Here is a 25,421-nt window from a genome sequence, read left to right as displayed (position 1 = left end):
TGTGCTTTATAAAATAATTTTTATTTCTTATCTGAAGTTAAAAGTGCATTATTCATCTTCTTCTGCTTTGTTAAACTAATTTGATATTCTATTAACTTGTTTTGCAAATCAATTATTTTGTACTTTGAAGACTGAAGCTTAAATTTCATTTCTTTATTTTCTATCTTTATAACCTTATTTTCTTCGATAGAAGCCTTTGTAGATTCTTGAATAGCATATAATTCTTCTTTTATCTTTACATTTTCTTTTTCTAAGGTTTTTGCATACTCACTATTTTCTATGTTTTTACACTTAGAGAGTAGTTCTTGGTTATATGCTTCCATATTATTTAACTGCTTTTTTAAACCTTCCAATTGCTCAGTCAATTCTTTATCACGTTTTTCTAAGGATTCAACCTTACTTGAAAGCGTCTTTGCAATGGAATTGCTTTTGAACATATCATCTCCTAAATTTAAAGCTGTCAAAATTGCTGCTGAAGAAGTGCTGAGTTTCTCATTATTGCCCATTATGTTCTTTATCTTCTTATCAACATAACTAGCTACCATATGTAAGTATTCTTCTCTTTCTTCACCTTTTAAATTATATTCAATACCGTTTATCTTTATTGTTACAACGTTCATCTAAAACACCCTCTTAGACAGATTAGTTATCATCATTGTACCACAATATGGCTTTTAATAAAACCAATACTTCCAAATTATATAGGAAATAAAATAAATAGTATACTTTCCCATTACCTATTTAAACTAATTCCTTATATAACTAAGCTCCCTTATTTCTAAAGGAGCTTAGTTTAAAGCTTTTATCTAAGTTCTGCACCTAACTTATGTTCCAGCGATCTTAATATTTTATCATGTACTTTATTTACTTCTTCGTCCTTTAATGTTCTATCTTCACGTCTATATACTATAGCATAAGCCACATTCTTTTTACCTTCAGCTATTTGCGAACCTTTATATACATCAAATAGCTTAGCACTTTCTACAATATTACCACCTTGCTTCACAATTATATCTTCAATGTCCTGCACTAAAATTGCATCTTCAACTATCAGGGCAATATCTCTAGTTACAGCTGGAAACCTCGGAAGTGCTTTGTATTTTTTATTTAATTCTGCATATTTATATAACATATCTAAGTTTAGCTCTGCTATATAACATCTTTGTTCTACACCATAGTTCTCAGAAACGCTAGGATGAATTTCTCCAACTGTGCCTATAAAGTCTCGTTTTATATATAGACTTGAAGTTTTTCCAGGATGATAAGTTGGATTTTCATTCTCTCTTCTAAATGATGAATTTGTTATTCCTAAAATATCTAATACATTTTCCACAACACCTTTTAAATCCAAGTAATCAACATTTCCATACATTCCTATGGTTACTATATTTCTTTCTTCTGGAAGCTTATTCTCATCCTCATTTGGTATATAAACCTTCCCTATTTCAAATAATCTAGCTTCTTCATTACTTCTTGAATAATTCCTTGATAAAGATTCCATCATAGAGGATATAGTGGTAGTTCTCATTATACTGTAATCTTCTCCCAAAGGATTCCTTATTGTCACTACCTTCCTAAGACTACTATCTTCTGGTACTAAAATCTTATCAAATACTTTAGGACTTACAAATGAATAGCTAATAGATTGATTAAGAGCATTGGAAGTTAAAGAAAGCACTACTTTATCGTCTAACTTTTGTTTATCACTTTTCCCACTTTTTGAAGTTTCACATTTAGGCGTAGTAGATGGTATATTATCATAGCCATATATTCTAGCTATTTCTTCTGCCACATCTTCTCTGATGTTCATATCACTTCTAAATGTAGGCACTTGTATAAGTAAATCATCGCCTTTTATCTCTGTAGACAATTCTAATCTATCAAGGTATTTTTTCATATCACCCTTGGATATTTCAGTTCCTAGAAAACTATTAATCCAATTTGCATCTACTGTTAAAGTATGAGACTGCCTCTTAATTGGATATACATCTATACATCCTTCCATTATTTCACCTGCACCTAACTCCTCTACTAAATGACATGCTCTACTTATTGCCATTTCAGCTAGATTAGGGTCTAGATCTTTTTCAAACTTTGAAGATGCCTCAGTTCTTAAACGTAATTTTTTAGAAGATAGTCTTATATTAACTCCATCAAAGTTTGCACTCTCAAATACTATGCTAGTACTGTCGTCTTTGATCTCGGAATTTAAGCCTCCCATTATACCTGCAAGTCCTATAGTTCTATCTCCATCTTTAATATTTAACATAGTTTCATCTAAATCTCTTTCTACCTCATCTAAGGTAGTAAATTTTTCTTTATCATGAGCTCTTTCAACCACTATATTATTAGTGCTAATTTGTCTTGCATCAAATGCGTGCATTGGCTGACCAAGTTCTAACATAACAAAGTTTGTAATATCAACTATATTATTTATAGGCCTAATCTCAGCTTCTAATAATCTTTCCTGCATCCATTGCGGAGAGGGCTCTATCTTTACATTTTTTATACCTTTTAACATATATCTTCTGCAAAGTTCATCTTTAATATGAACCTTATAAATATCCTCCACATTCTCGCTACAAGTAGCTTTATAATCAAGGGCTGGCTTCCTAAATTCTGTGCCTAAAGTTGCAGCAGTTTCTCTAGCAATTCCTAGAACACTCATGCAATCTGCCCTGTTTGAAGTTATCTCAAAATCTATTAACACACTTTGAAGGTTTAAAACTTCTTTTATATCTTTCCCAATAATCGTATCCTCTGGAAGTATCATCAGTCCATGAACAGGTTCATCCCCTGCAATACCAAGTTCTTCCTCAGAGCAGAACATTCCATTTGAAGTTATACCACGAAGCTTACCTTTTTTTATTTTTAATCCACCATGTAAACTTGACCCATGAAGTGCCACTGGAATAATATCTTGCTCTTTCATATTTGTAGCTGCAGTAACTATTTGTATTGGTTCATCAAGTCCTATATTTACCTGACATACAACTAATGCATCCGCATCTGGGTGTTTTTCAATTTTAATTATTTTCCCCGTAACAACATTTTCGATTTCAGCCCCTGAAATTATAACTGATTCCACTTTTGAACCAGTCATAGTTAATTTGTCACCCAGCTCCTTTGGTGAAATATTTATATCTACATAATCCTCAAGCCATTTAACCGGAATTTTCATCTTATATCCTCCTAACATTTTTATGCTATTAAACAATTTTTCACTGTTTAGTCTTAATGCTCTTTATTTACAACAAATAATCATCGACTTATATTTTAGAATTGTTTTAAAAACCTCATATCACTTTCATAAAGCGCCCTAATGTCATCTATTCCATATTTAAGCATTGTAATTCGATCAAGTCCGAATCCAAAAGCAAATCCACTGTATATTTCCGGATCAATTCCACAGTTTCTTAAAACATCAGGATGAACCATTCCACAACCTAGAAGTTCTATCCATCCACTTCCGTGACAAACCTTACACCCTTCACCATTACACACAAAGCATGTAGCATCCATCTCTGCTGAAGGCTCAGTGAACGGAAAATGGTGTGGTCTGAATTTTGTTTTCATTTTATCTCCAAACATCTTATGGGTAAATAGTTCTAAGGTTCCTTTTAAATCAGCAAAGGTAATTCCTTTATCAACTATAAGTCCTTCAATTTGATAAAAAATTGGTGAATGAGTAGCATCTACTGCGTCCGATCTATAAACTTTACCTGGCGAAATCATTTTTATAGGTGGCTTTTGAATTTCCATAGTTCTTATTTGTACTGGTGAAGTTTGAGTTCTCAAAACTATATTATCATTTATATAAAAAGTATCTTGTTCCCCTCTTGCAGGATGATCTTTAGGAATATTTAATGCCTCAAAATTATAATAATCTTTCTCTACTTCAGGACCTTCTTCAATGGCAAATCCCATAGATAGAAATATTTCATTTACTTTTTCAAGTGTTAATTCTAGTGGATGTCTTTTGCCTAATATTTGTTTTTTCCCTGGCATAGATATATCTATAACTTCACTTTTTAACTTCATTTCTTTTTCATTGTTTCTTAATATGTCTGAAGACTTAGTTATAAGCGTCTCTATATCCTCACGAACTTCATTTGCTATCTTGCCTACAATGGGCCTTTCCTCATTTGAAAGTTGACCCATTCCCCTTAATATTTGTGTAAGTTCACCTTTTTTCCCTAAATACTTAACTCTAATATTTTCTAATTCTACTTTATTAACAATTCCTTTTAACTCTTCCAAAGCTGCTGTTTTTATGATTTCTAATTTTTCTTTCATAATAAATGCTCCTTTCATATTTATGTGACTTTTATATTTTATAATTTTTATATTATAATTTTCTATAAAACAAAAAAAACCATCCCAAGTGAAGGGACGGAAAATCCGCGGTACCACCCTAATTGACTAAAAATAGTCCTCTTAGATAAATTTATCGGTTCTACCCGCAAGCAGCTACTTAGTTTCACTGCTTGAACTCCTGAGTGAACTTCGATATAAAAAATTCTTAAAAAAGCTCTCAATCTAAGGCTTCTTTTCCCTGTAAGTTTCTTATATGTACTCTCTCCATCATCATTTAATTATTAAAGTATATAAAACATTATAACCACAACTTCAAAAAACTTCAACTATGTATTTTAAAATCCTCTAATGTTTTTTTGTCTTACCACCTCATACATCATAATTGATGCTGCCACGGCCACATTCAAAGATTCTGCACCACCAGGCATAGGAATTTTGACTTTTAAATCACATATGCCATAAACCTCATCACTTACACCATTTCCTTCATTTCCAACAGATATAATAACTTTTCCCTTTAAATCTACCTCATAGAAATTTTCATCAGTATCTAATGAGCTAGTAATGAGTTTAAACCCAGAATCCCTAAGTTTTGTTACTAGTGATAAGTCTTCATCAAATATAACAGGAACTTTAAATATAGACCCCATTGTAGCTCTTAGGGTTTTTTCATTATATATATCCACGGTTCCTTTTGTAATTATAACACCTAATGCTCCCGCTGCATGAGCAGTTCTAATTATAGTTCCCATATTACCTGGATCTTGAATCTTGTCAGCCAGAACATAGAACCCTTGATTATATTTAATCTCTACAAGTTTATTTTTAACTGTAGCAATAATCCCTTGTGGGTTTTCTGTATCACAAATACTTTTGAATATACTATCATTAATACTATAAACCTTAGTATCTTCTTGCAACTTATTTTTCACCTGAGAATCTTCATACTTAGACTCTCCCCTAGTACTTATAAAAATATTCACAACTTCGAAATCGGAATCTAAAGCTTCTTCTACAAATCTAAAGCCCTCAACTAAAAACATATTACAATCTTTTCTATATTTTTTTTCTTTTAGCTTTTTAATATCCTTAATCAATAAATTTTCCTTGCTTTGAATGTTTTCCAAAGTAATTCTCCTTATTTAACTAGATTTTCTAATGTATTTAATTCTTGAATACCACCTATAGCAACAATTATATCTCCCGGTTCAATGATACTATCTGCTTCAGGAGAAACATCAATATCATTATTTCTTTTTATAGCCATTACGTTTATCCCATACCTTGCACGTACATTTAAATCTCTCAATGTATTATTATGCCATTCTTCTGGGCTAACAACTTCAGCTATACTATAATCAGGAGATAATTCTATATAATCTAATATGTTTGAGGATACTAAATTATGTGCAACCCTTACGCCCATATCTCGTTCTGGAAAAACTACTCTGTTTGCACCTATTTTATATAACACCTTAGCATGTAATGCATTGGTCGCTTTTGCTACTACATGTTTTACTCCTAACTCTTTAACTAACAGTGTTGCTAAAATACTAGATTGAATATCAGAACCTATACTAACAACTGCACAATCAAAATTACGAATACCAAGTGCTCTTAAGCTATTCTCGTCATTTGCATCAATTTGAACCGCATGGGTTACTTTATCTGAAATGTTTTGAACTACATCTTCATCATTATCTACTGCTAATACATCATTCCCTAAAGAATATAAAGTTTCAGCAACAGATGATCCAAACCTTCCTAGACCTATAACGATAAACTGCTTTTTACTCATTAAATTCACCCCTATCCAATTAAAATCTTATCTTCTGGATATCTAATGGTTCCAGATTTAGAATTTTTATTTTTAGTTAATGCCAATATTATAGTAAGTAATCCCACTCTCCCAGCATACATAGTAAGACTTATTACTATCTTACCTACAAAGGATAATTCTGTAGTTAACCCTAACGTTAATCCAACTGTAGCAAATGCAGAAGTGGCCTCATATAAAAAATATTCAAAAGGAATATCTGGCTTCTCAGTAATAGATAATATCATAGTAACTATTATAACAAGTGCCATGGAAATAACAGCTATCGCAAAGGCTTTATACACAAGCTCCTTGTCTATACGCTTTTGAAATATTTCAGTCTCTTCACGCCCGCGAACTACAGATACTACAGTCATAAGAAGTAGCACCGCAGTAGTGGTTTTTAGACCTCCAGCTGTTGACCCAGGAGACCCACCAATAAACATTAAGATTATTGTTAAAAAGATTCCCGCTGTAGTCATTTTTTCTAATGGAATAGAGTTAAAGCCAGCAGTTCTTGGTGAAACAGATGCAAAAATTGAAGATAGGATCTTACCCTTAAAAGACATTCCTCCCATAGTATAAGGATTGTTCATCTCAAAAATAAACATAAGGATTGCCCCTCCAAAAATTAACACTAGCGTAGTATAAATAACTACTCTAGAATGTAGCGATAGTCTTTTAACCCCCCAACAATTATAGATTTCCACCCAAACGAAAAATCCTAATCCACCTACCGCTATTAAGGCTGAAATCGTTAATATTATTACAGAATTATTAGCATAGGCTGTAACACTTGTGAATCCTCCCATCAAATCAAATCCAGCATTGCAGAAGGCTGAAATGGCATGAAAACAACTGTAATAAAGACCTTTAGCAATACCAAACCTTGGAATAAACTGTGTTGAGAATAAAACTGCCCCAATGGCTTCCACTGAAAATGTAAATATCAATACGTACTTAATCATTTTCACTACTCCCTGTAATGAATTTACATTCATGGATTCTTGTATTACTAATCTCTCTTTTAATGTTATTCTTTTACCCAAAATTAAAAAAACCAGTGTAGCAACAGACATAAATCCAAGTCCACCTATTTGTATAAGTGTTATTATTACTGTTTTACCAAAGTAAGTCCAATAGGTTCCCGTATCTACGGTTACAAGTCCCGTAACACAAACAGCAGAGGTAGATGTAAATATACAATCTATGAATGGTGTAAATTCTCCACTTTGAGAAGATATAGGCAAACTTAGGAGCATTGCACCACTAAATATAACTATAGCAAACCCCATTGAAAGTATCTGAACAGGAGTATAAATGTTTTTTCTCTTAAAAGGTTTAATGCTTGATTCCAAAGTATTCACTCTCTCTTCTTTCCAATTAATAATATTAGATTATCATATGTATTCCATTATATCACTTAACATATCTTTGTCAAAAATGCAATAAAAAATGTAGCCCTTAGGCTACATTTGCAAATAAATAATTTTAAGCTTGTAATTGTTTCTTTGCAACTTCTACTAATTCAGCAAAAGCTTTTGGATCATTTATAGCAATCTCAGAAAGCATCTTTCTGTTAATTTCTATTCCTGCAAGTTTCATTCCATTCATAAATCTTGAATATGAAAGATCATTCAATCTTGTAGCCGCGTTTATTCTAGCTATCCAAAGTTTTCTAAAATCTCTTTTCTTTAACTTTCTTCCAATGTAAGCATTTCTAAATGCTCTCATTACTGATTCATTTGCTGTTTTAAATAACTTACTCTTTCCACCATAGTAGCCTTTTGCAAGCTTTAATATCTTTTTATGGTTTTTACGAGCGTGAACTGCTCTCTTAATTCTTGCCATTTAATATACCTCCTAAGCACCATTCAATTATAAGTATGGTAACAATTTTTTCATTGCTTTTATTTGAGTTGTTGAAACATATCCAGTTTTTCTAAGATTTCTTTTTCTTTTTGAACTCTTTTTTGTTAATATATGGCTTTTGAAAGCTTTTGCTCTTTTTAATTTACCTGAACCTGTTTTCTTAAATCTTTTTGCCGCGCCTCTATGTGTTTTCATTTTAGGCATAATAAAATTCCTCCTCTCGGTTACGCTCTTTTAGGAGCCAAAATCATTATCATATTTCTTCCCTCTTGTCTTGCTGCTTTTTCAACAATATAAATATCACCGATTTTTTCTACAAAAGAGTTTAATATGGTATATCCAACTTTTGTATTTTCAATTTGTCTTCCTTTAAATCTTATAGTTACTTTAACCTTATCTTCATCTAACAAGAATTTTTTAGCATGACTAGCCTTAATTGCGATATCATGTTCTTCTGTTGTTGGGTTTAATCGTATTTCTTTAAGATTTACAACCTTTTGCTTCTTTTTAGCTTCTTTTTCTTTTTTCTGCTGTTCATAGATAAACTTACCGAAATCCATTATCCTACATACTGGTGGTTTTGCAGTAGGTGACATCATAACTAAATCTAATTCCTTTTCCTCTGCAAGCTGTAACGCATCTTTAGTATTTAAAATACCTAACGCAGCTCCATCAAATCCTATAACTCTTATTTCTTTGTCTCTTATTTCTTCATTCATCATGAAATCTTTGTTTTTACTAATAGCTTTTCACCTCCAAATTGTTTTAATTACTTTTTATAATATTAAAATAAATAAAAGGACGACAAATGCCGTCCTTTATAGTAACAAATTTAAATTACTAATTAACCTAACTAGCATTACTGTTAGGTGAGAAACGGCTGTTTCTTCTTGTAAAACAAAACTTTATTTAATTAAAGTATTTCTACATTTTTATTCACAACAATTAGAAGTATACTATCTTAATCTTTACTTGTCAACTCTTTTTTATTCTTTTTACATTCTGTCTTTTTTATTCTTTTTACATTCTGCACACTTATCACAATAATAAACCTTATTTTCAAACACTTTACTTATAGTTTGTATTAACTCTTTATTTTTAAAATACTCTACGCAATGTATAATTACTTTTTGAGGAGCATTAGTTATCAAGGTGCTAATTATAAGCTCTTCTTGATTTTCCTTGGGGTCAAACTTAACCTTAGGTAACTCCATTATCATATTTCCCAATAAGTCATTCCCCTCTTCATCTCTTAATTTATAATTTCCATTCTTTTCAATTAAAAGATTAACTTCATATACTTTACTTTCTTGCACTTCAACAAAGTATTTAAGTAATTTAATAAACTCATTATATTCTTTTTCAACCATGTATTCTTCTACAGCCTTATCAACTATACATTCTAAATCACCTTTTAACTCTTTTGTCCTAAAGGTTAAAAAACCTCTTATGTTAAGCTCATTATTTTCCTCTATACATTTGGCAATTTTATCAATAATAATATTTTTTCTATTTATATAATATACCATATTAGGTCCAGATATTTCCCCTTCACAAATTAATGCTTCTTCTATCTTAGGCCTTACTTGTTTTAGTTCATCACATCTAAGAAAAAAGTAAGTTTCAGTTAAAAAGTTATTCATTTCTCTTTTAAAAAATTCCCTTGCTACTATTTTATATAATAGATTTGCAATATGTAAATTAAATGCTTTAATATTACTATCACTTATATTGTCATCACCACAAAAAAATTTTATGAAATGAGTATTATTTGCTATACTTTCAACTATGCCTAAAATTATACCTTTGTGTTCAAAACACTTTTTAATGTTATTGACTTCATCAGTAATAAATTCCATACTGTTATTATATACAACAGTTAATAAAAGCATTTAGCACTCTGCTACTTAAAATGCGGACAAACATACCCACACCAAGATAATTCCTTTTTCAACGTGTCTATTTTTAATTGCCTAAGCAATCTACTCACATTTGATATAACACTCCAAAGGCGTAAATTCCCGACTAACCATCGGTACATACCTATAAAATCTTTTTAAATAATGATTATTATAGGTTCGTAGCATTTCCTTCCTTTCTTATTTATTTATCAAATTTATGCGATTTTGTATATTTTAGCATCTCTTAAATTGTAACTAGCATTTTTATCTCTATCTTCAATAACCCCACATTCTAAACAAATAAATTCTCTATCAGATAATTTTAAGTCTTTATTTATATATCCACAACAATTACATGTTTTTGAAGATGGATAAAATCTATCTACAACTCTTAATTCAATATTATTCCATTCACATTTATAAGTTAATTGTCTTCTAAATTCAAAGAAACACTGTTTAGTTATTGCTTTAGATAGATGACGATTTTTCATCATTCCACTTACATTTAAATCTTCAATTGTAATAAAGCTTGGTTTTTGCTTTACTAACTGACTTGTAATATTATTTGCATAGTTATTTCTTATATTTGCTAATTTATCATTTATTTTTATTGTTTGATTTTCTAATTTGATAATATTATTTGTTTTAATAAATTTCTTACCTTGTTTATTCATTTCATATTTTCTAGATACTTGTCTTTGTTTCCTTTTAAGTTTCTTTTCTAATTTTCTAACTTTAGATGTTTTATTAATATTTTTAAAAGGCTTATCAATATTACTAACTATAGCTAAATCTTTAATGCCTAAATCAATTCCTAGCCCTTCGTTTGTTGAAGCAGAATAATTATTATTATTCTCCTCGACTTCACACAATACAGAAACATAATATCTTTCAGCTTTTTTAGAAACCGTACCACTTACAACTTTTGCGTTTGTAGGAATATATCCTTTTTCTTTTAAATGAATACATTTTAGAGAAGGTATATTGATTTTATTTCTTTCTACTTCCCAATCTGTTTTGTTATTTTTAGGAAAATATAATTTAACATCAGACTTATTCTTCTTCTTAAATTTCGGAAACTTACCTTGTCCTTTAAAGAATCTTTTAAAAGCAGTTTCAGAATTACATATAGCTTTCTTTCTAGCTTTAGAATCACAATTATCAATCCACTTAAATTCTTCTTGTATTTTGACTTCATTATTAATATATTTATCAAAATCATTGGCACTCATAAAAGCTTGTTTTTTATCAATCAAACCATCTTTAAATTGTTGATATAACTCTAAGTTCTTAGCTAGGTATGAATTGTATAAATATCTACATATTCCAATGGATTGATTAATCTTATTTATGTGTTTTTCTTCGACTTTAATTTCTGTTTTAAATCCTTTGAGCATACTTCTTCATCTTCCTCTATTTTTTTCTTATATTTCATTAGTCCATAAATTCTACAACTAAACACATGAATGATATTTATTAAATCTTGAATTATTTTTCCCATATATTCAACATATTGATTATGAGTATGATATCTTCTATTAGAAGGATTTCTAATAGCGATTAATTTACCATCATTATCCCATCTTTGAAGTGTCTTAACTGATATTCCTATCATATCTGCAAATTCGTGTGGTTTATATGTATTCATAATTATCATCTCCTTATATCTATATATTGTCATGTATGTCTACACTTATAATTTTTTTTAATTGCAGTGATTCACCCCTTTCTCATAAGATAGTATGTGTGTAATAATAATGTATATGCAAAAATCAATTAAACAATTATCGACATATTGCAATTTGGAATAGCTTTATGTTATAAAACAAATTATAAATTTATAAATATATATTCAAAATAGGAGTGTTTACATGAAGAGTGTTATTGTTGATTTTAGAATTCATAACGAAGAAACAGAATCTTTAGTTTCAATGGGATATCACTTGCTTATATGTCCACCTAGCAATCTTCTATACGATGCTGTATGTGGTCATCCTGATATGCTAATGCATATTACAGGCAACAATATTATAGTACACAAAAATATGAACAGTGAATTTATAAAGAACTTAGAATTATTAAATTATGTGGTTTATAAATCTACTTCAGCTTTACAGATCAAATATCCTTACAATATATTTCTTAATTCATTAAGTATGGGCAACCTTTTTGTCCACTCAATTAAATTCACTGATACTAACCTTTTATCCTTAGTAAAAAGCAAAAAATTAGTAAATATAAAACAAGGTTACACAAAGTGTTCTACCTGTATTGTAAATAATCATGCAGCTATTACCAGTGACATATCTATTGCTAAGGCACTAATTGTAGAGGGAATAGATATCCTATTAGTTCCTCCTGGTGATATTCTTCTTCCTGGACTTAATTATGGCTTTATCGGCGGTGCTACAGGCCTTCTTTGCGATAACGTCTTAGCTTTCTATGGTCATTTAGATTATTATTTATACGGAAAAGAAGTTTTGAAGTTTTTAAAGAAACACAAGGTAGAACCTGTATTTTTAAGAAATGGGAAGCTGGTTGATAGGGGGAGCATCTTTAGAGTCTAGGGTACGCGATATTCTAATCTAAGAGTTTTTTCATATATTATGCTATAACGAAAAGAATATGTTGCTGGAATGCTTTCACTGCGCCAAGCAATTCTAAAATTTATTTTATTTGCAGCTGCTAAAAAATATAAACTCGCTATCGCTCAAACATATATTTTTCTTAACGCGGCTGAAAATAAAATAAATTAAGAATTGCTAAGGCTTGTTCAAATGCATTCTGCTCAACATATACTTTTGTTAGCATAATATATGAAAAATCGTTAGTTTAAAAAGCAATTATTATTTTAGAAGATATAAACCGCTTCGAGATTTTAGCTTATCAGTTTATAGAGAGGATACTATAAACATAAATGATCATAGGCTAAGCCAATAAACCAGCTATACAAGTTAAGAACATTATACGCTAAATTTTTTCCTAACTACTCTTGCTTATATTAGTCAGTTTCTTAATTTGCTTATCAAATAACCATATAGTCATTGCTGAAAAAAAACAACTTATAGAAATGGCCTGTAGTAATCTTTTAAGCATATAATTCTCTCTAACCATCCATTTTGGTATGTAATAAAGGAGGTATCCATCTCCCACATTATCACAAGATATATCATCAATTTTTAAATTTATATTCTGAATATATGTGTTTTTATTTAACTCCAACTTACCACTATCTAATCTTATCCTCTTACTATTAATTTCTATTGATTTATGAACTTGCTCTTCAAATTGCCCACCAACAACAACATTAATACTATCAATTACTTTATTATTCTCATAATCATATATAATTACCAAATCATCCTCGAGGACTATTTCTTCAACTCGATTCATGTAACTACTATTGATTTCACCCTTATTCTTGTTAAACTCTTTAATCTTAGAGAACACCTTTATATCCTGTTCTTTTAGCTCAGCTTCAAAAAACCTAACATTAGTCCATGCAATTATTAAAGCGATTATAATACAACAAATAGCATACATGGGAATAATATAATTAACCTTTCTACTAGAAATCAATTGTATCCCCCCTTTAATGTGCAATAACTTACAATTATAGATTAACCTACATTCAATTATATCAAAGGTACAACATTAGTTCCACATAAATCCATATCTGAAATGAGTATAAATAAAAAAATAGCCTATCTACTGAAATATCAGCATTTAGACTACTTCTTATTATTTTGGAGGCGCCACCCGGATTTGAACCGGGGAATAAAGGTTTTGCAGACCTTGACCTTACCACTTGGCTATAGCGCCATTAATGTAATTGGAGCGGAAGACGAGATTCGAACTCGCGACGTTCACCTTGGCAAGGTGACGCTCTACCACTGAGCCACTCCCGCAACATTTGGTGGCTAGACCAGGAATCGAACCAGGGACACGAGGATTTTCAGTCCTCTGCTCTACCGACTGAGCTATCCAGCCCTATTACTTTTTTAAATTATTAAATTTAAATGGCGACCCAGAACGGACTCGAACCGTCGACCTCCGCCGTGACAGGGCGGCACTCTAACCAACTGAGCCACTGGGCCATATGTGGTGGGAACAACAGGGTTCGAACCTGTGACCCTCTGCTTGTAAGGCAGATGCTCTCCCAGCTGAGCTATGCTCCCACATATATTTATTCAACTACTATATAGTACATCATTTTATAAAACTTGTCAACATCTTTGTATGTAAACTGTTTTACTATTTTGATATTCTCTTCTTAGCTGCTGAGTACATTTATATATTACAAAATTTCCTTACGATTGTCAACAATAAATATAGTGAGTATATCTAATTGTTTCGATTATACTCTTCAATTGTCGAGTTTGCTTTATTTTCCTACACATTATAATATATACAACATCCTCATATATGTTCTGAAATATATATGAGGATGTCGTTAAAAATAAATTTTTATCTATGAATTAACACTTTCCAGTAATTGTCCGATGTCTTCATGATTAAATTCATAGTTCTTATTGCAAAAATGACATTTAATTTCTTCTGTTTTTCCATCATTATATAATTCTTCTAAGTCTTTTTTGCCTATGCTTATTAATGCCTTCTCAACTCTTTCTCTAGTACAATCACATTTATAGGTTGGTTTAACCTCTTCGTGTATTTTAAGTCCCATATCTTCAAAGATAAACTCCAAAATTTCTTCAATAGTCATACCCTTTGATATAAATTCAGTAATAGATGGAATTTCTTCAAGTCTGTATGTTATTATATCAGCTAAAAATTCATCTGCACCAGGCATCATTTGGATTATAAACCCTCCCGCTGCTTTAATGCTCATATCTATATCAACTAAAACTCCAAGACCTACAGCTGAAGGTGTTTGTTCTGAGACAGTAAAGTAGTAAGCTAAGTCATCTCCAATTTCCCCTGTGTAAATTGGAACTTGACCTATGTATGGTTCCCTTAGTCCCATGTCTCGTATAACTCGCAAGTAACCATCTTTACCTATAGCACCACTTACATCAAGCTTACCCTTGCTATTTGCAGGTAAATCTACATTAGGATTCCCTATGTACCCTTTTACACTTGAATCTGCATGTGCAGTTACAAGCACTCCCTTAGCTTCTCCTCCACCATCTATCTGCATTGTTAAGCTATCTTGACTTGACTTTAGCAAAGTTCCCATAAGAGTACCCGCTGTTAACATTCTACCAAAGGCAGCTGCTCCCGTAGGTGCACATTGATGCATTGTAACTCCCTCATTTACTAGCTCAGTAGTTATGGCCGCAATAATCCTAACCTGACCTTCTTTCGCAGTAGCTCTAACTAATTTATCCATATACTATTCCTCCTATAACCTGGGCAGTGTAATCATCGCCCTTATTTATCTTATTTTTTCAATACATAACATATTCGTTCTGTTTTATCACTTACTGTTTTATCTTCATACTTATCCATTTTTTTAACTATCCCAAATCCTATTTCATCTAGCAACCCTTCTATATATTCTTCAGTGTAAGCCCTTTGCGAATGTTGCTCGTCAAACCTTCTATATACTTGTCCATCTTTTACAAAAAAGGTTAGGCTCATATCCACTACATCATTTTCTAAATAATTTTCCCAAATATACACAACATCATCATTATCATAATTATATGTGTTATTTCCAAGTATAGTGGTAAGTTTATAATAAGAATTAATATCAAAGATAAATAAACCATCCTTTTTCAACAAACTATAGACACCTACTAAATATTTCTTGAAATTTTCTTTCTCCAATATATAGTTGCTAGAATCTAAGCAACAAGTTATGAGGTTAAAGTCATTGTTCAAATTCAATTCACAAATATCTTGGCATACTAATCTTACTTTTATCTGAGCATTCCTTATCTTCATTTCAGCTTGACTTAACATTTCAGGAGATAAATCTACTGCAAATGCATTTTTAAATTCACTTGCTATTTGTACAGTAAGATTTCCCGTGCCACAGGCCAAATCCAGATAGTTCTCCATGTCAATGTTATTTTCTTTGCAGATAAATAAAATGTTTGAAGCCCATGCTTTATAATCAATATCCGAATTAATTAATTCATCATATATCTGTGCAAAATCTTTGTAACAATCCATATTACACTTCCCCTTTAAATCATCTTCTTCGAAGCTTGCATATTAAAGACTTCAGAAGGAGATTTAGACTTCCCATAAAGTTTTCACTTTGTTATTGGATATAACTTCATTTTGTAGAAAGTGGATTCTTTCCTTCTGAAATGTCGTTAAAACAATAATGGTATATAACATTTTAACCTATACACCAACTATTGTCCAAAGTATTTACCTGTTAGTTTAAAAATCTTTGTTTTTAGGAAGATTTATAATCTTCTTTCTCTTTGTCATTAGTCCTCCAATTCTTCCTGTCTCCTCAGCTGTTAATCCACTCCATCCACAATCATCTATTTTATCTATGAGTCCTAATTCTTCTGCTATTTCGTATTTTAACGCTTCTCTTAGCATTTCATTTTTGGTTAGCTCTTTATTTGTTCTTAACTTTGCTTTTATAACTTTTTTTAAAGGTGTTTTTCCCATTGTATCCTCCCATTTGTAAAAATTATAATATGAGATATATTTTTTACTATATTACTTATATTTTTTACAATTAGCAGTTTTTTTATACATAATAAAAAAATAATGAGCATAGAATACATATAACTCATGTATTCCATACTCATTATCTTAGATAAATTATTTTACTCTTTAACCGATTTCCAAAATACTGTTATAATTTATTTATAGTTTAAATTATACTATTTTCTTCCCTCAGTATAAGAATATTTATAGTCATTAGCACCAAATAATGGTGACATAACTCTTTTTAGGAATTTAGCTCTAAAAGTATTTTTCATTCTGTAATAGATTGGAGCTATTACAGCATCATCTACTACCAATATTTGTTCTGCTTGTTTAAAGAATTCTGTTCGCTTTTCTGGATCAGTTGTATTAGCAGCTTGTTTAACTAAATCATCATACTTTGGATTTGACCAACCAGTTGAAACAATATTAGCTCCAGTTACAAACATATCAAAGAATGTATTTGGATCGTTGTAATCTCCACTCCATGCTAAACTACCCATTTGATAATCATAAGCATCAGTTCTCTTTTGGAATATTGCAAACTCAACATATTCTGCTTTTAAGTTTACACCTAAAACTTTCTTAACCTCTTGTTGAGAATACTCTGCTATTTCTCTATTTCTAGCATCTGTTCCTGTTTGTAATGCAGTAACATCCATTTTTGCTGGATCTGGATCTGCTCCAATTTCTTTTAATCCTTCAATTAACAATGCCTTAGCATCTGGATGCTCATCTTTAAATTTCTTAAGTGGTTCTACACCAACTGTTTCTCTAAAGTCTTTTCCGCCTATTTGAAGTGTTGGTGGGCACCATCCATAAGCTGGTTGACCAAGACCTCTATATATTACCTTTAATGTTTCTTCTCTATCTATAGCTAAACTGAAGGCCTGACGTATCTTAACATTTTTAAAATACTTATCCTTTTGGTTGAAGTGAGTATAATTTGCAGAAGGATCATTCTTTTTCAATACATCAAACTTACCTGTTGCAGTAAATTTTTCTATCCATTCTTGCTTACTAACTCCAGCACTGTCTATTGTACCATTAAATAATGAGTTCATTCTTGCTGTTTCATCTTTTATAATATTAAGAGTTAACTTCTCAAGTTTAACAGAATCTTTATCCCAATAAGTTGGATTCTTTTCGAATTCCATTTTACTTTGATGAGCCCAATTTTTTAATATAAATGGTCCATTAAATACAAGTGTGTTTGCTTCTGTACCATATTTATCTCCACTAGCTTTAACTATGTCTTCTCTTTGTGGATACATAACTTTAAAGTAAGTTAAATCTAAGAAGTATGGACATGCTTTTTCTAATGTAAATTCTAATGTCTTATCATCTAATGCTTTTACTCCTACTTCTTCAGGCTTAGCCTTTGAAGAATTATATGCTTGAGCATTTTTTATAGGGAATAAAATAAATGCATATGTTGAACCAACTTTTGGATCAAGAGCTCTTTTAATTGCAAATTCAAAATCCTTAGCGGTTACTGCTTTATCATCACTCCACTTATAATCTCTTAAATGGAATGTCCATACAGTTTTATCTGCATTAGTTTCCCACTTTTCTGCTCCTGCTTCTTTTATAACATCTTTACCAGTGTCATCTTGCTCAATTCTAGTTAAACCTTCCATACAGTTAACTAAAGTTTCTGATGCGTATAAATCAGTTGCAATTGATGCGTCAAGTGATTTTGGTTCAGCGTTCATAACGCCATTTAAAAATTGATCTTTGTCCATTTTAGATTCAACTGCTGTGCCTGGTGTTGTAGTTTTTGGTTCTTCAGCTTTTTTTCCACAACCTACAAGTGCAACTGAAGCTGTTAGTGAAAGTGTTAATAAAGTGGCCATTAATCTTTTTGTTTTCACGAAAAAACCCCCCTTTAATATGTTAGTTCATAATAAGAATGTCTAAACTCCTACTGTCAAACTTAACAATAAGTATATATTTATTATCAATATAATTTTTACTAAAATAAATTGATAATATAACCTATCTAGCTTTGTTACATCAAATACATCATGTTCAGTTTGTTTTTTATATTTGATATATTCAGAATACTTTTGCTTTAGAAACTACTAAAATTCATATATTCATAATATACTATATATTTCAGAAAATCAAGTGTAACTTTCTGAATATAGAAATTACAGTTAAACTTAAAGTTATCTTACTAAATATTTTGAACCTTCCCTGTATTTTATACAAGTAAATTTCTTAAAATAAATGACAAGCAACATAATGCTCTTTTTCTACTTCTTTAAGAATTGGTGTTTGTTCACTACAAATAGGCTTTGCATATCTACATCTAGGCGCAAATCTACAGCCTGGTTTTGGGTTTATAGGACTCGGAACTTCACCTTCTAATTTAATTCTTGTTTTGTTTCTTTCAACTTCTGGGTCCGGTACAGGTATTGCTGATAACAGCGCTTGTGTATATGGATGCAGTGGTTTTTCATAAAGGTCGTGACTACTTGCAAGTTCTACCATTGATCCAAGATACATTACTCCTACCCTATCTGATATGTGCTTAACCATGGATAAGTCATGAGCTATAAATAAATAAGTTAAGCCTAATTCCTGTTGAAGTTGTATAAGTAAATTAACAATTTGTGCTTGTATCGAAACGTCAAGAGCTGAAATGGGCTCATCACATACTATAAATTCTGGTTCTATAGCTAGTGCTCTTGCTATTCCTATTCTTTGTCTTTGTCCACCTGAGAATTCATGTGGAAATCTTGATCCATGCTCTTTATTAAGTCCTACTAATTGTAAGAGTTCATATATTCTATTGGTTCTTTTTTGTCCAGTATAAATATTATGAATATCTATACCCTCACCAATTATATCCCCAACAGTCATTCTTGGGTTTAATGAAGCATAAGGGTCTTGGAATATTATTTGTGCTCTTCTTGCAAAATCTTTTTTCGCCTTCTTATCTAATTTATGAACATCAATTCCATCAAATAGAACATCTCCAGCAGTTGCACTATACATACCCATTACTGTTCTTCCACAGGTAGTTTTTCCGCAACCAGATTCTCCAACAAGTCCTAATGTTTCACCTTTTCTTATAAAAAAACTAACATCATCAACTGCTTTTAATGTAGCATTTTTGCCAACTTGAAAATACTTTTTTAGATTTTTAACTTCAATTAAAATTTCATTATTGTTACCCATTATTTGCCACCTCTTAACGCTTCAGGAATATCAACCTTTGGTGCCATAGAATGTTTTAACCAACAGCAAACTTCATGGTTTTCACTTAAGGTTGTAACTTCTGGCATTTCTTCCCTACATATTTGCATACAATATTCACATCTTGCTGCAAAGGAACATCCTACTGGTGGTTTAAGTAAATCCGGTGGCGTTCCTTTTAATGAATAAAGCTTACCTTTGTTCTTTGTATCCAACCTTGGAACTGATTGAAGTAGTGCCCAAGTATATGGATGCTGCGGATTTTTAAATATTTCATCTATTGTTCCATGCTCTATTATTTGTCCTGCATACATTACTTGTATTCTATCTGCAACGTCTGCTACAACTCCCAAATCATGAGTTACAAGAATAACTGCAGTTCCAAGTTTTTCTTGAAGGTCTGCAATAAGTTCCATTATTTGAGATTGTATTGTAACATCCAGCGCCGTTGTTGGTTCATCTGCTATAAGTATTTTAGGATTACAAGCAAGTGCTATAGCTATCATAGCTCTTTGTCTCATTCCACCTGAAAATTCATGTGGATACTGATGAGCCCTTTTATCTGCATCAGGAATGTTAACTAAATCTAACATCTTTATCGCTTCATTCATAGCTTCAGTTTTACTCATGCCTCTGTGTACAATCAAACTTTCTGCTATTTGTTTTCCAATAGTCATAGTTGGATTTAAAGAAGTCATAGGATCTTGGAATATCATTGATATATCCGAACCTCTAAGTTCTCTAAGTTCCCTATCTGACATAGTACTAACATTCTTGCCATCAAATAATATTTGCGAACCTTCCTTAATTTCACCTGGTGGTTCTGGAATTAATCTCATTAAAGATTTTGACGTAACAGTTTTACCACATCCAGATTCTCCAACTACAGCTAACGTCTCTCCCTTTTTTAAGTAAAAAGAAATACCTCTCACTGCTTGTACCTCACCAGCATACGTATGAAATGAAACTCTTAAGTCTTTTACTTCTAATATTTTTTCCATAATTCTTCCTCCCTATTGGCGTAATCTTGGATCCAGGGCATCTCTTAAGCCATCACCAAGCAGTGTAAATGATAACATAGTTAAACTAATAAATAGTGCTGGGAAGAATAATTGATAAGGATAAAACATTAGGTTTGGTTGCGCTGCTGACGCTAATGCTCCCCAACTTGTGTTTGGTGATTGGATTCCTTGCCCTAAATAACTTAAGAAAGCCTCTCCAAATATAAAGCTTGGAATATCAAAAGTAATAGCTACAATCATTATTCCTAAAGTATTTGGAAGCAAGTGCTTTGCAATGATTCTTGAAGGACTAGCACCCAATGCTGTTGCCGCCAGTACATATTCTTGTTCTTTTATTTGTAATAACTGTCCCCGCACAAGTCTTGCCATTCCAACCCAGCCTGTTATAGTCATGGCAATAATAATAGCTCCAATACCTTTTGAGAATATCAGTGAAACTAATATAACAACTACTAGATAAGGAATACTTGCAAGTATCTCAACTATCCTCATCATAATATCATCAATAAATCCACCGAAGAAACCAGCTATTCCTCCATAGATACTACCTACTACAGTATCTACAAAAGCTCCTAGAAGTCCTATTATTATAGAAACTCTTCCTCCAGCCCAGACTCTTGAAAATATATCCCGTCCAAGGTTATCTGTCCCAAACCAATGTGTTCCATTAGGCTTCATATTTAATAAATCATTGTTATTAAGTTGAAATTCAAAACCATTAATATATTGTCCCACAACAGTCATTAATGATATTAAAATTAATATTATTAATGAGGCAGTAGCCACTTTATTTTGTTTTAATCGTCTCCAGGCATCTTGCCAATAGGTCATACTAGGTCTTAATATTTGATCAGCATTAACATTTTCACATCCAATTATTTCAAACTTTTCTTTCGATAACTGTGCCATATTTTCCCCTCCTATCTCTTTTCTCCAGTTAATCTTATTCTTGGGTCAATCAATCCATATATTATATCCACTAGAACATATGCAACTATTACCATTGCACAAAGGAAAACTGTTTGTCCCATGACCATAGTGTAATCTCTATCTGTTACAGAAGTTACAAAATTAAAACCAAACCCTGGAATAGCAAATATATTTTCTATAACAAAAGACCCTATAAATATATTAGCCAGTTGTGGTCCGAGTATTGTGATGGCTGGAAGTATGGCGTTTCTAACAACATGTTTCCATACTAAGCTAAGTTTTGAGATACCTTTAGATTTTGCAGTTAATATATAATCTTGACCTATTATATCAAGAGTATTCGCTCTCATATACCTTGCATAAGTAGCTATAGAACCAAAACTTAAAGCTATGCTTGGCAATATAGTGTATTGAAATCCTCCCCATCCTGTGGATGGAAGCCACATATTTTGAACGGTAAAGAAGTATTGCAATAGAGACGCCATAACAAAGTTTGGTACAGAAACACCTAATATTGCTATAAACATAACTATATAATCTGGCCACCTCCCTCTATTAAAGGCAGCTAATATTCCAAGACTTACCCCTATGAAAAATCCCATTCCTACCGCTTGTATTCCTAGTCTTGCTGATACTGGTGCATGTAGCTTTATAACATCAGTAACTTTTCTTCCTTGATAAGTAAGCGATTCTCCTAAATCTCCATGAAGTACAATATTTTTCATAAACCTACCGTATTGCACTGTAACCGGTTGATCTAAACCGTATTTTGCATAGAAATTCATTCTTATTTGTTCCGGCAATTTTCTTGCCATTCCTGCTAATGGGTCTCCTGGAATAGCGTGTATCAACATAAAGGTGATCGTTGCTACTATCCAAAGAGTCACAAACATATACCCTATTCTCTTAAGTATAAATTTAAACATTTTTCTAAAATCCCCCCATCATTAATTTTTAAAAGCTAATTTAATTTTATTTTGTTTCATCATTAAATTACAGTTTAAACTTAAGTAACTCTTTCTATTCTTATAATTTCATTTGATACCAATAAAAAGCATGTCCACATACAATTTATTATTATAAAACAAAAATATATAACTTATTTAGTTTACCTAATTGCAAAAATACTTACATTGTAAATATTCTGCAAATTTTGAATTTAAGCTATAATATAATTCTGAACTAATAACTTAGTTAGTTTAAATCGTGTTTAGCACCATATTAAAATTTTATTTGAAAACTGTTTTTATTTCGATTTATGTTACATCATATACCACTTTAAATTGTAAATCAATATAATTTTTTGGATGGAATCTTTTAGAATAAGATATTTTTGTTTTAGAAATAGCATATTTAGACTGCTTTTAATTCTAGTTTTAGCCGTCTGCGCATGGAAACTTTCAGAAACTATAGTCAATAAAAAAGATTCTGCCTATTTAAACTATAAATAAAAGCATTTTGACTATTTAAAAGAAATTATGAAAACCTTTTCTTTAGGTTTAACTTATTACATTTATTGTGATAAATTGTAATGAATTAACAAGAACTTCAAACTTTCTAAGCATTTATCATCATTTTTCTATTATATTAGCATAGCTTTTATAAGTTGTCAAACTAATCTGTCGTTATATATTATGTATTATGATAATATTTTATGCATTTTTATACTAAAGTTAATATAATATGATTTATATTAACTCATTCATGCTATTTTTGAATAATGTACTGTGAATATTTTCTTGCAAGTTTTACATTTCTGGCTTCAACTAAAAAATATATATTTTTTAGTTGAAGCGATATATAATATATTGTAAAGAGAAAACATATTTTATTAGTGATTATTTCTCTTATTTAACTTAGTATCAATAATAATAGCGAAATGTTACACTAAACACACTATAGTTTACTAAGCTATATAGTAACGAAATAAATATTTCTATAAGAAACAGTAATTAATAATTTTCATTTTCCATAAAACTACGAGGAGGCAATTTATGAGTATTTTTAAAGGTTCCGGTGTTGCAATAGTCACTCCATTTAACGAAAGAGGAGTAGACATGAAAAAACTAGAGGAATTAATAGAATGGCACATTAATTCTAAAACAGATGCTATTATAGTATGTGGCACTACAGGTGAGGCTTCTACTATGACAGAACAGGAGAGGAAAGAAACTATAAAATTTGTAGTTGATGTGGTTAATAAGAGAATTCCAGTAATCGCAGGTACAGGAAGTAACAATACCGCTGCTGCAATAAGTATGAGTAAATGGGCAGAGAAGATAGGTGTAGATGGATTACTCGTAATTACACCTTACTACAATAAAACTACTCAGAAAGGCTTAGTTGAACACTTCAAAGCAATTGCAAACAGTGTAACTTCGCCAATAATAATATATAACGTTCCTTCAAGAACAGGCCTTAATATAACTCCTAGCACTCTTTTAAAATTATGTGAGGTACAAAATATTGTAGCGGTTAAAGAAGCAAGTGGCGATATAAGCCAAATAGCTCAAATTAAATCCCTCTGTGGGGATAGATTAGATATATATTCTGGCAACGATGATCAAGTTATTCCTCTACTCTCTTTAGGCGCTATTGGAGTTATCTCTGTTATTGCAAATGTTATTCCTAGAAAGGTTCATGATATGTGCGAATTATACTTTAAGGGCGAGCATGCAAAAGCTCTAAAAATCCAACTAGGATTTCTCCCTCTTAATTATGCTTTATTTATAGAAACTAATCCTATCCCTGTGAAAACAGCAATGAACCTTATGGGAATGGACGTAGGCTTTTTAAGATTACCCCTATGTGAAATGGAGCCGGCTAATTTGCAAATTCTAAAAAAAGAGTTAAAATCATATAATCTGACTGTGAAGGAGGAAGTTAAATGATTAAAATCCTTATAAACGGTTGTAACGGAAAGATGGGTAGAGTTATCTCTGAAATGGCAAAAGAATCTAAAACAGTTTCAATAGCTGCTGGTGTAGATAAAAACTCTTCTAATCTGGATTATCCCTGCTACAACAATATAGCTGAATGCGAAACCCCCATAGATATAATTTTAGATTTTTCAAGACCAGAAGCTTTAGATTCCTTATGTCAATATTCTAAAGAGAAAAATATTCCCATTGTGTTTTGTACTACTGGTTACACCGTAGATCAGTTAAGTAAAATCCACTCCCTTAGCGAGGAAATTCCAGTGTTTCACTCTGCAAATATGTCTATAGGTGTAAATGTAGTTAATAATATTCTCAAAAGCATAAGTAATATGCTATACAAGGATTTTGACATTGAGATAATTGAAAAACATCATAATCAAAAGGTAGATTCTCCTAGTGGAACCGCATTATTTCTTGCAAACACAATTAAGAATTCCATTGATGAAGAAACTATCTTGGTTAATGGCCGCCAAGGTATAAGCAAGAGGCAACCTAATGAAATAGGAATTCATGCTTTGCGTGGCGGAAATATTATAGGTGATCATGAAATCATATTTGCTGGAAAGGGAGAATGCATTGAAATTAAGCATACAGCAATATCAAGGGAAGTCTTTGCAGTAGGAGCACTTAAAGCCTGTGAATATGTATACGGAAAAGAGAAAGGTTTATACAGTATGGATGATGTAGTTACTATATAAATTTCTTTCTATACACAAAAGGATTAAAATAAAGGCGCGACCTCTAAGATATAAAATACTTAGCAGATTGCGCCTCTTCTTTA

At 31.3% G+C, this 25,421-nt stretch carries 24 protein-coding genes, 5 tRNA genes and 2 other annotated features; of the genes, 3 read left to right on the top strand and 26 right to left on the bottom strand.

Translation table 11 applies throughout. The features are described from left to right. Positions 1-20 precede the first annotated feature (20 nt). The 12 genes from LGK97_RS07580 to LGK97_RS07525 all read right to left on the bottom strand — a co-directional run bounded on the left by LGK97_RS07580 (position 21) and on the right by LGK97_RS07525 (position 11,554). Positions 21-620: a cell division protein ZapA gene (locus LGK97_RS07580; protein ID WP_226259152.1), complete on the bottom strand. Its 600-nt coding sequence runs from the start codon at positions 618-620 to the stop codon at positions 21-23. A 182-nt stretch (positions 621-802) separates the two neighbouring features. Further along, complete coding sequence (gene pheT / locus LGK97_RS07575) at positions 803-3,181, bottom strand: phenylalanine--tRNA ligase subunit beta (RefSeq protein ID WP_226259151.1); 2,379 nt, start codon at positions 3,179-3,181, stop codon at positions 803-805. 95 nt (positions 3,182-3,276) lie between these two features. Then, positions 3,277-4,296, bottom strand: coding sequence for a phenylalanine--tRNA ligase subunit alpha (gene pheS / locus LGK97_RS07570; protein WP_226259150.1), 1,020 nt, complete (start codon positions 4,294-4,296; stop codon positions 3,277-3,279). 89 nt (positions 4,297-4,385) lie between these two features. Next, positions 4,386-4,597, bottom strand: a binding site (T-box leader). 55 nt (positions 4,598-4,652) lie between these two features. Continuing rightward, positions 4,653-5,444, bottom strand: a complete 792-nt coding sequence (locus LGK97_RS07565; protein ID WP_226259149.1) for a TrmH family RNA methyltransferase — start codon at positions 5,442-5,444, stop codon at positions 4,653-4,655. 11 nt (positions 5,445-5,455) lie between these two features. After that, on the bottom strand, positions 5,456-6,115 hold the full coding sequence (locus LGK97_RS07560; protein WP_226259148.1) for a potassium channel family protein: 660 nt from the start codon (positions 6,113-6,115) through the stop codon (positions 5,456-5,458). Between the two features lie 11 nt (positions 6,116-6,126). Continuing rightward, a complete protein-coding gene (locus LGK97_RS07555; protein WP_226259147.1) occupies positions 6,127-7,491 on the bottom strand; it encodes a TrkH family potassium uptake protein in 1,365 nt (454 codons plus the stop codon). Between the two features lie 133 nt (positions 7,492-7,624). Next, complete coding sequence (rplT, locus tag LGK97_RS07550) at positions 7,625-7,984, bottom strand: 50S ribosomal protein L20 (RefSeq protein WP_226259146.1); 360 nt, start codon at positions 7,982-7,984, stop codon at positions 7,625-7,627. Between the two features lie 27 nt (positions 7,985-8,011). After that, entirely contained in the window at positions 8,012-8,209 is a 198-nt protein-coding gene (rpmI, locus tag LGK97_RS07545) for a 50S ribosomal protein L35 (RefSeq protein WP_226259145.1), read from the bottom strand. A 20-nt stretch (positions 8,210-8,229) separates the two neighbouring features. Continuing rightward, entirely contained in the window at positions 8,230-8,727 is a 498-nt protein-coding gene (gene infC, locus LGK97_RS07540; RefSeq protein WP_226259144.1) for a translation initiation factor IF-3, read from the bottom strand. 65 nt (positions 8,728-8,792) lie between these two features. Next, positions 8,793-8,903 (bottom strand) — a sequence feature (ribosomal protein L20 leader region). Positions 8,904-9,000: 97 nt separating this feature from the next. After that, positions 9,001-9,897 (bottom strand): putative sporulation protein YtxC, encoded by an 897-nt coding sequence (gene ytxC / locus LGK97_RS07535; RefSeq protein WP_226259143.1) that lies wholly within the window; start codon positions 9,895-9,897, stop codon positions 9,001-9,003. Positions 9,898-10,121: 224 nt separating this feature from the next. Then, entirely contained in the window at positions 10,122-11,303 is a 1,182-nt protein-coding gene (locus LGK97_RS07530) for an RNA-guided endonuclease InsQ/TnpB family protein (RefSeq protein ID WP_226259142.1), read from the bottom strand. Beyond that, complete coding sequence (locus LGK97_RS07525) at positions 11,255-11,554, bottom strand: MerR family transcriptional regulator (protein WP_226259141.1); 300 nt, start codon at positions 11,552-11,554, stop codon at positions 11,255-11,257. The genes LGK97_RS07530 and LGK97_RS07525 overlap by 49 nt, the downstream gene beginning before the upstream one ends. Before the next feature lie 223 nt (positions 11,555-11,777). Here LGK97_RS07525 and LGK97_RS07520 point away from each other — a divergent pair, with 223 nt between their 5' ends. Further along, positions 11,778-12,473, top strand: coding sequence for a DUF6873 family GME fold protein (locus LGK97_RS07520; protein WP_226259140.1), 696 nt, complete (start codon positions 11,778-11,780; stop codon positions 12,471-12,473). Between the two features lie 415 nt (positions 12,474-12,888). On the opposite strand, the gene LGK97_RS07515 is transcribed toward LGK97_RS07520, so the two are convergent. The 14 genes from LGK97_RS07515 to LGK97_RS07450 all read right to left on the bottom strand — a co-directional run bounded on the left by LGK97_RS07515 (position 12,889) and on the right by LGK97_RS07450 (position 22,627). Continuing rightward, a complete protein-coding gene (locus LGK97_RS07515; protein ID WP_226259139.1) occupies positions 12,889-13,485 on the bottom strand; it encodes a hypothetical protein in 597 nt (198 codons plus the stop codon). Between the two features lie 168 nt (positions 13,486-13,653). After that, positions 13,654-13,728, bottom strand: a tRNA-Cys gene (locus tag LGK97_RS07510). A gap of 11 nt (positions 13,729-13,739) precedes the next feature. Beyond that, positions 13,740-13,814, bottom strand: a tRNA-Gly gene (locus tag LGK97_RS07505). A 6-nt stretch (positions 13,815-13,820) separates the two neighbouring features. Continuing rightward, a tRNA-Phe gene (locus LGK97_RS07500) sits at positions 13,821-13,896 on the bottom strand. Positions 13,897-13,926: 30 nt separating this feature from the next. Beyond that, a tRNA-Asp gene (locus tag LGK97_RS07495) sits at positions 13,927-14,003 on the bottom strand. A gap of 5 nt (positions 14,004-14,008) precedes the next feature. Further along, positions 14,009-14,084: transfer RNA gene (locus tag LGK97_RS07490), tRNA-Val, on the bottom strand. A 293-nt stretch (positions 14,085-14,377) separates the two neighbouring features. Then, a complete protein-coding gene (gene hslO / locus LGK97_RS07485; RefSeq protein WP_226259138.1) occupies positions 14,378-15,259 on the bottom strand; it encodes an Hsp33 family molecular chaperone HslO in 882 nt (293 codons plus the stop codon). A gap of 50 nt (positions 15,260-15,309) precedes the next feature. Continuing rightward, complete coding sequence (locus tag LGK97_RS07480; RefSeq protein WP_226259137.1) at positions 15,310-16,047, bottom strand: class I SAM-dependent DNA methyltransferase; 738 nt, start codon at positions 16,045-16,047, stop codon at positions 15,310-15,312. A gap of 216 nt (positions 16,048-16,263) precedes the next feature. Continuing rightward, the gene (locus LGK97_RS07475; protein WP_226259136.1) at positions 16,264-16,503 is read right to left on the bottom strand and encodes a small, acid-soluble spore protein, alpha/beta type; all 240 of its coding nucleotides are present in this window, start codon (positions 16,501-16,503) and stop codon (positions 16,264-16,266) included. Between the two features lie 218 nt (positions 16,504-16,721). Beyond that, positions 16,722-18,419 carry a peptide ABC transporter substrate-binding protein gene (locus tag LGK97_RS07470; protein WP_226259135.1) on the bottom strand — a complete coding sequence of 566 codons (1,698 nt, stop codon included), beginning with the start codon at positions 18,417-18,419 and terminating at the stop codon, positions 16,722-16,724. A gap of 349 nt (positions 18,420-18,768) precedes the next feature. Continuing rightward, positions 18,769-19,731 carry an ABC transporter ATP-binding protein gene (locus tag LGK97_RS07465; protein ID WP_226259134.1) on the bottom strand — a complete coding sequence of 321 codons (963 nt, stop codon included), beginning with the start codon at positions 19,729-19,731 and terminating at the stop codon, positions 18,769-18,771. Beyond that, on the bottom strand, positions 19,731-20,750 hold the full coding sequence (locus LGK97_RS07460; RefSeq protein ID WP_226259133.1) for an ABC transporter ATP-binding protein: 1,020 nt from the start codon (positions 20,748-20,750) through the stop codon (positions 19,731-19,733). The genes LGK97_RS07465 and LGK97_RS07460 overlap by 1 nt, the downstream gene beginning before the upstream one ends. A gap of 12 nt (positions 20,751-20,762) precedes the next feature. Next, positions 20,763-21,680, bottom strand: coding sequence for an ABC transporter permease (locus tag LGK97_RS07455; protein ID WP_226259132.1), 918 nt, complete (start codon positions 21,678-21,680; stop codon positions 20,763-20,765). 11 nt (positions 21,681-21,691) lie between these two features. Further along, positions 21,692-22,627 (bottom strand): ABC transporter permease, encoded by a 936-nt coding sequence (locus tag LGK97_RS07450; RefSeq protein ID WP_226259131.1) that lies wholly within the window; start codon positions 22,625-22,627, stop codon positions 21,692-21,694. Positions 22,628-23,695: 1,068 nt separating this feature from the next. Here LGK97_RS07450 and dapA point away from each other — a divergent pair. Together dapA and dapB are read left to right on the top strand one after the other, a co-directional pair. Continuing rightward, entirely contained in the window at positions 23,696-24,592 is an 897-nt protein-coding gene (gene dapA / locus LGK97_RS07445) for a 4-hydroxy-tetrahydrodipicolinate synthase (protein ID WP_226259130.1), read from the top strand. Continuing rightward, the gene (gene dapB, locus LGK97_RS07440) at positions 24,589-25,338 is read left to right on the top strand and encodes a 4-hydroxy-tetrahydrodipicolinate reductase (RefSeq protein WP_226259129.1); all 750 of its coding nucleotides are present in this window, start codon (positions 24,589-24,591) and stop codon (positions 25,336-25,338) included. Before dapA ends, dapB begins: the two co-directional genes overlap by 4 nt. The last annotated feature ends 83 nt before the right edge of the window (positions 25,339-25,421 follow it).

Source organism: Clostridium sp. CS001 (assembly GCF_020443565.1).
GTDB lineage: Bacteria > Bacillota > Clostridia > Clostridiales > Clostridiaceae > Clostridium_AD.
This window is presented reverse-complemented; position numbering and strand designations above follow the sequence as displayed.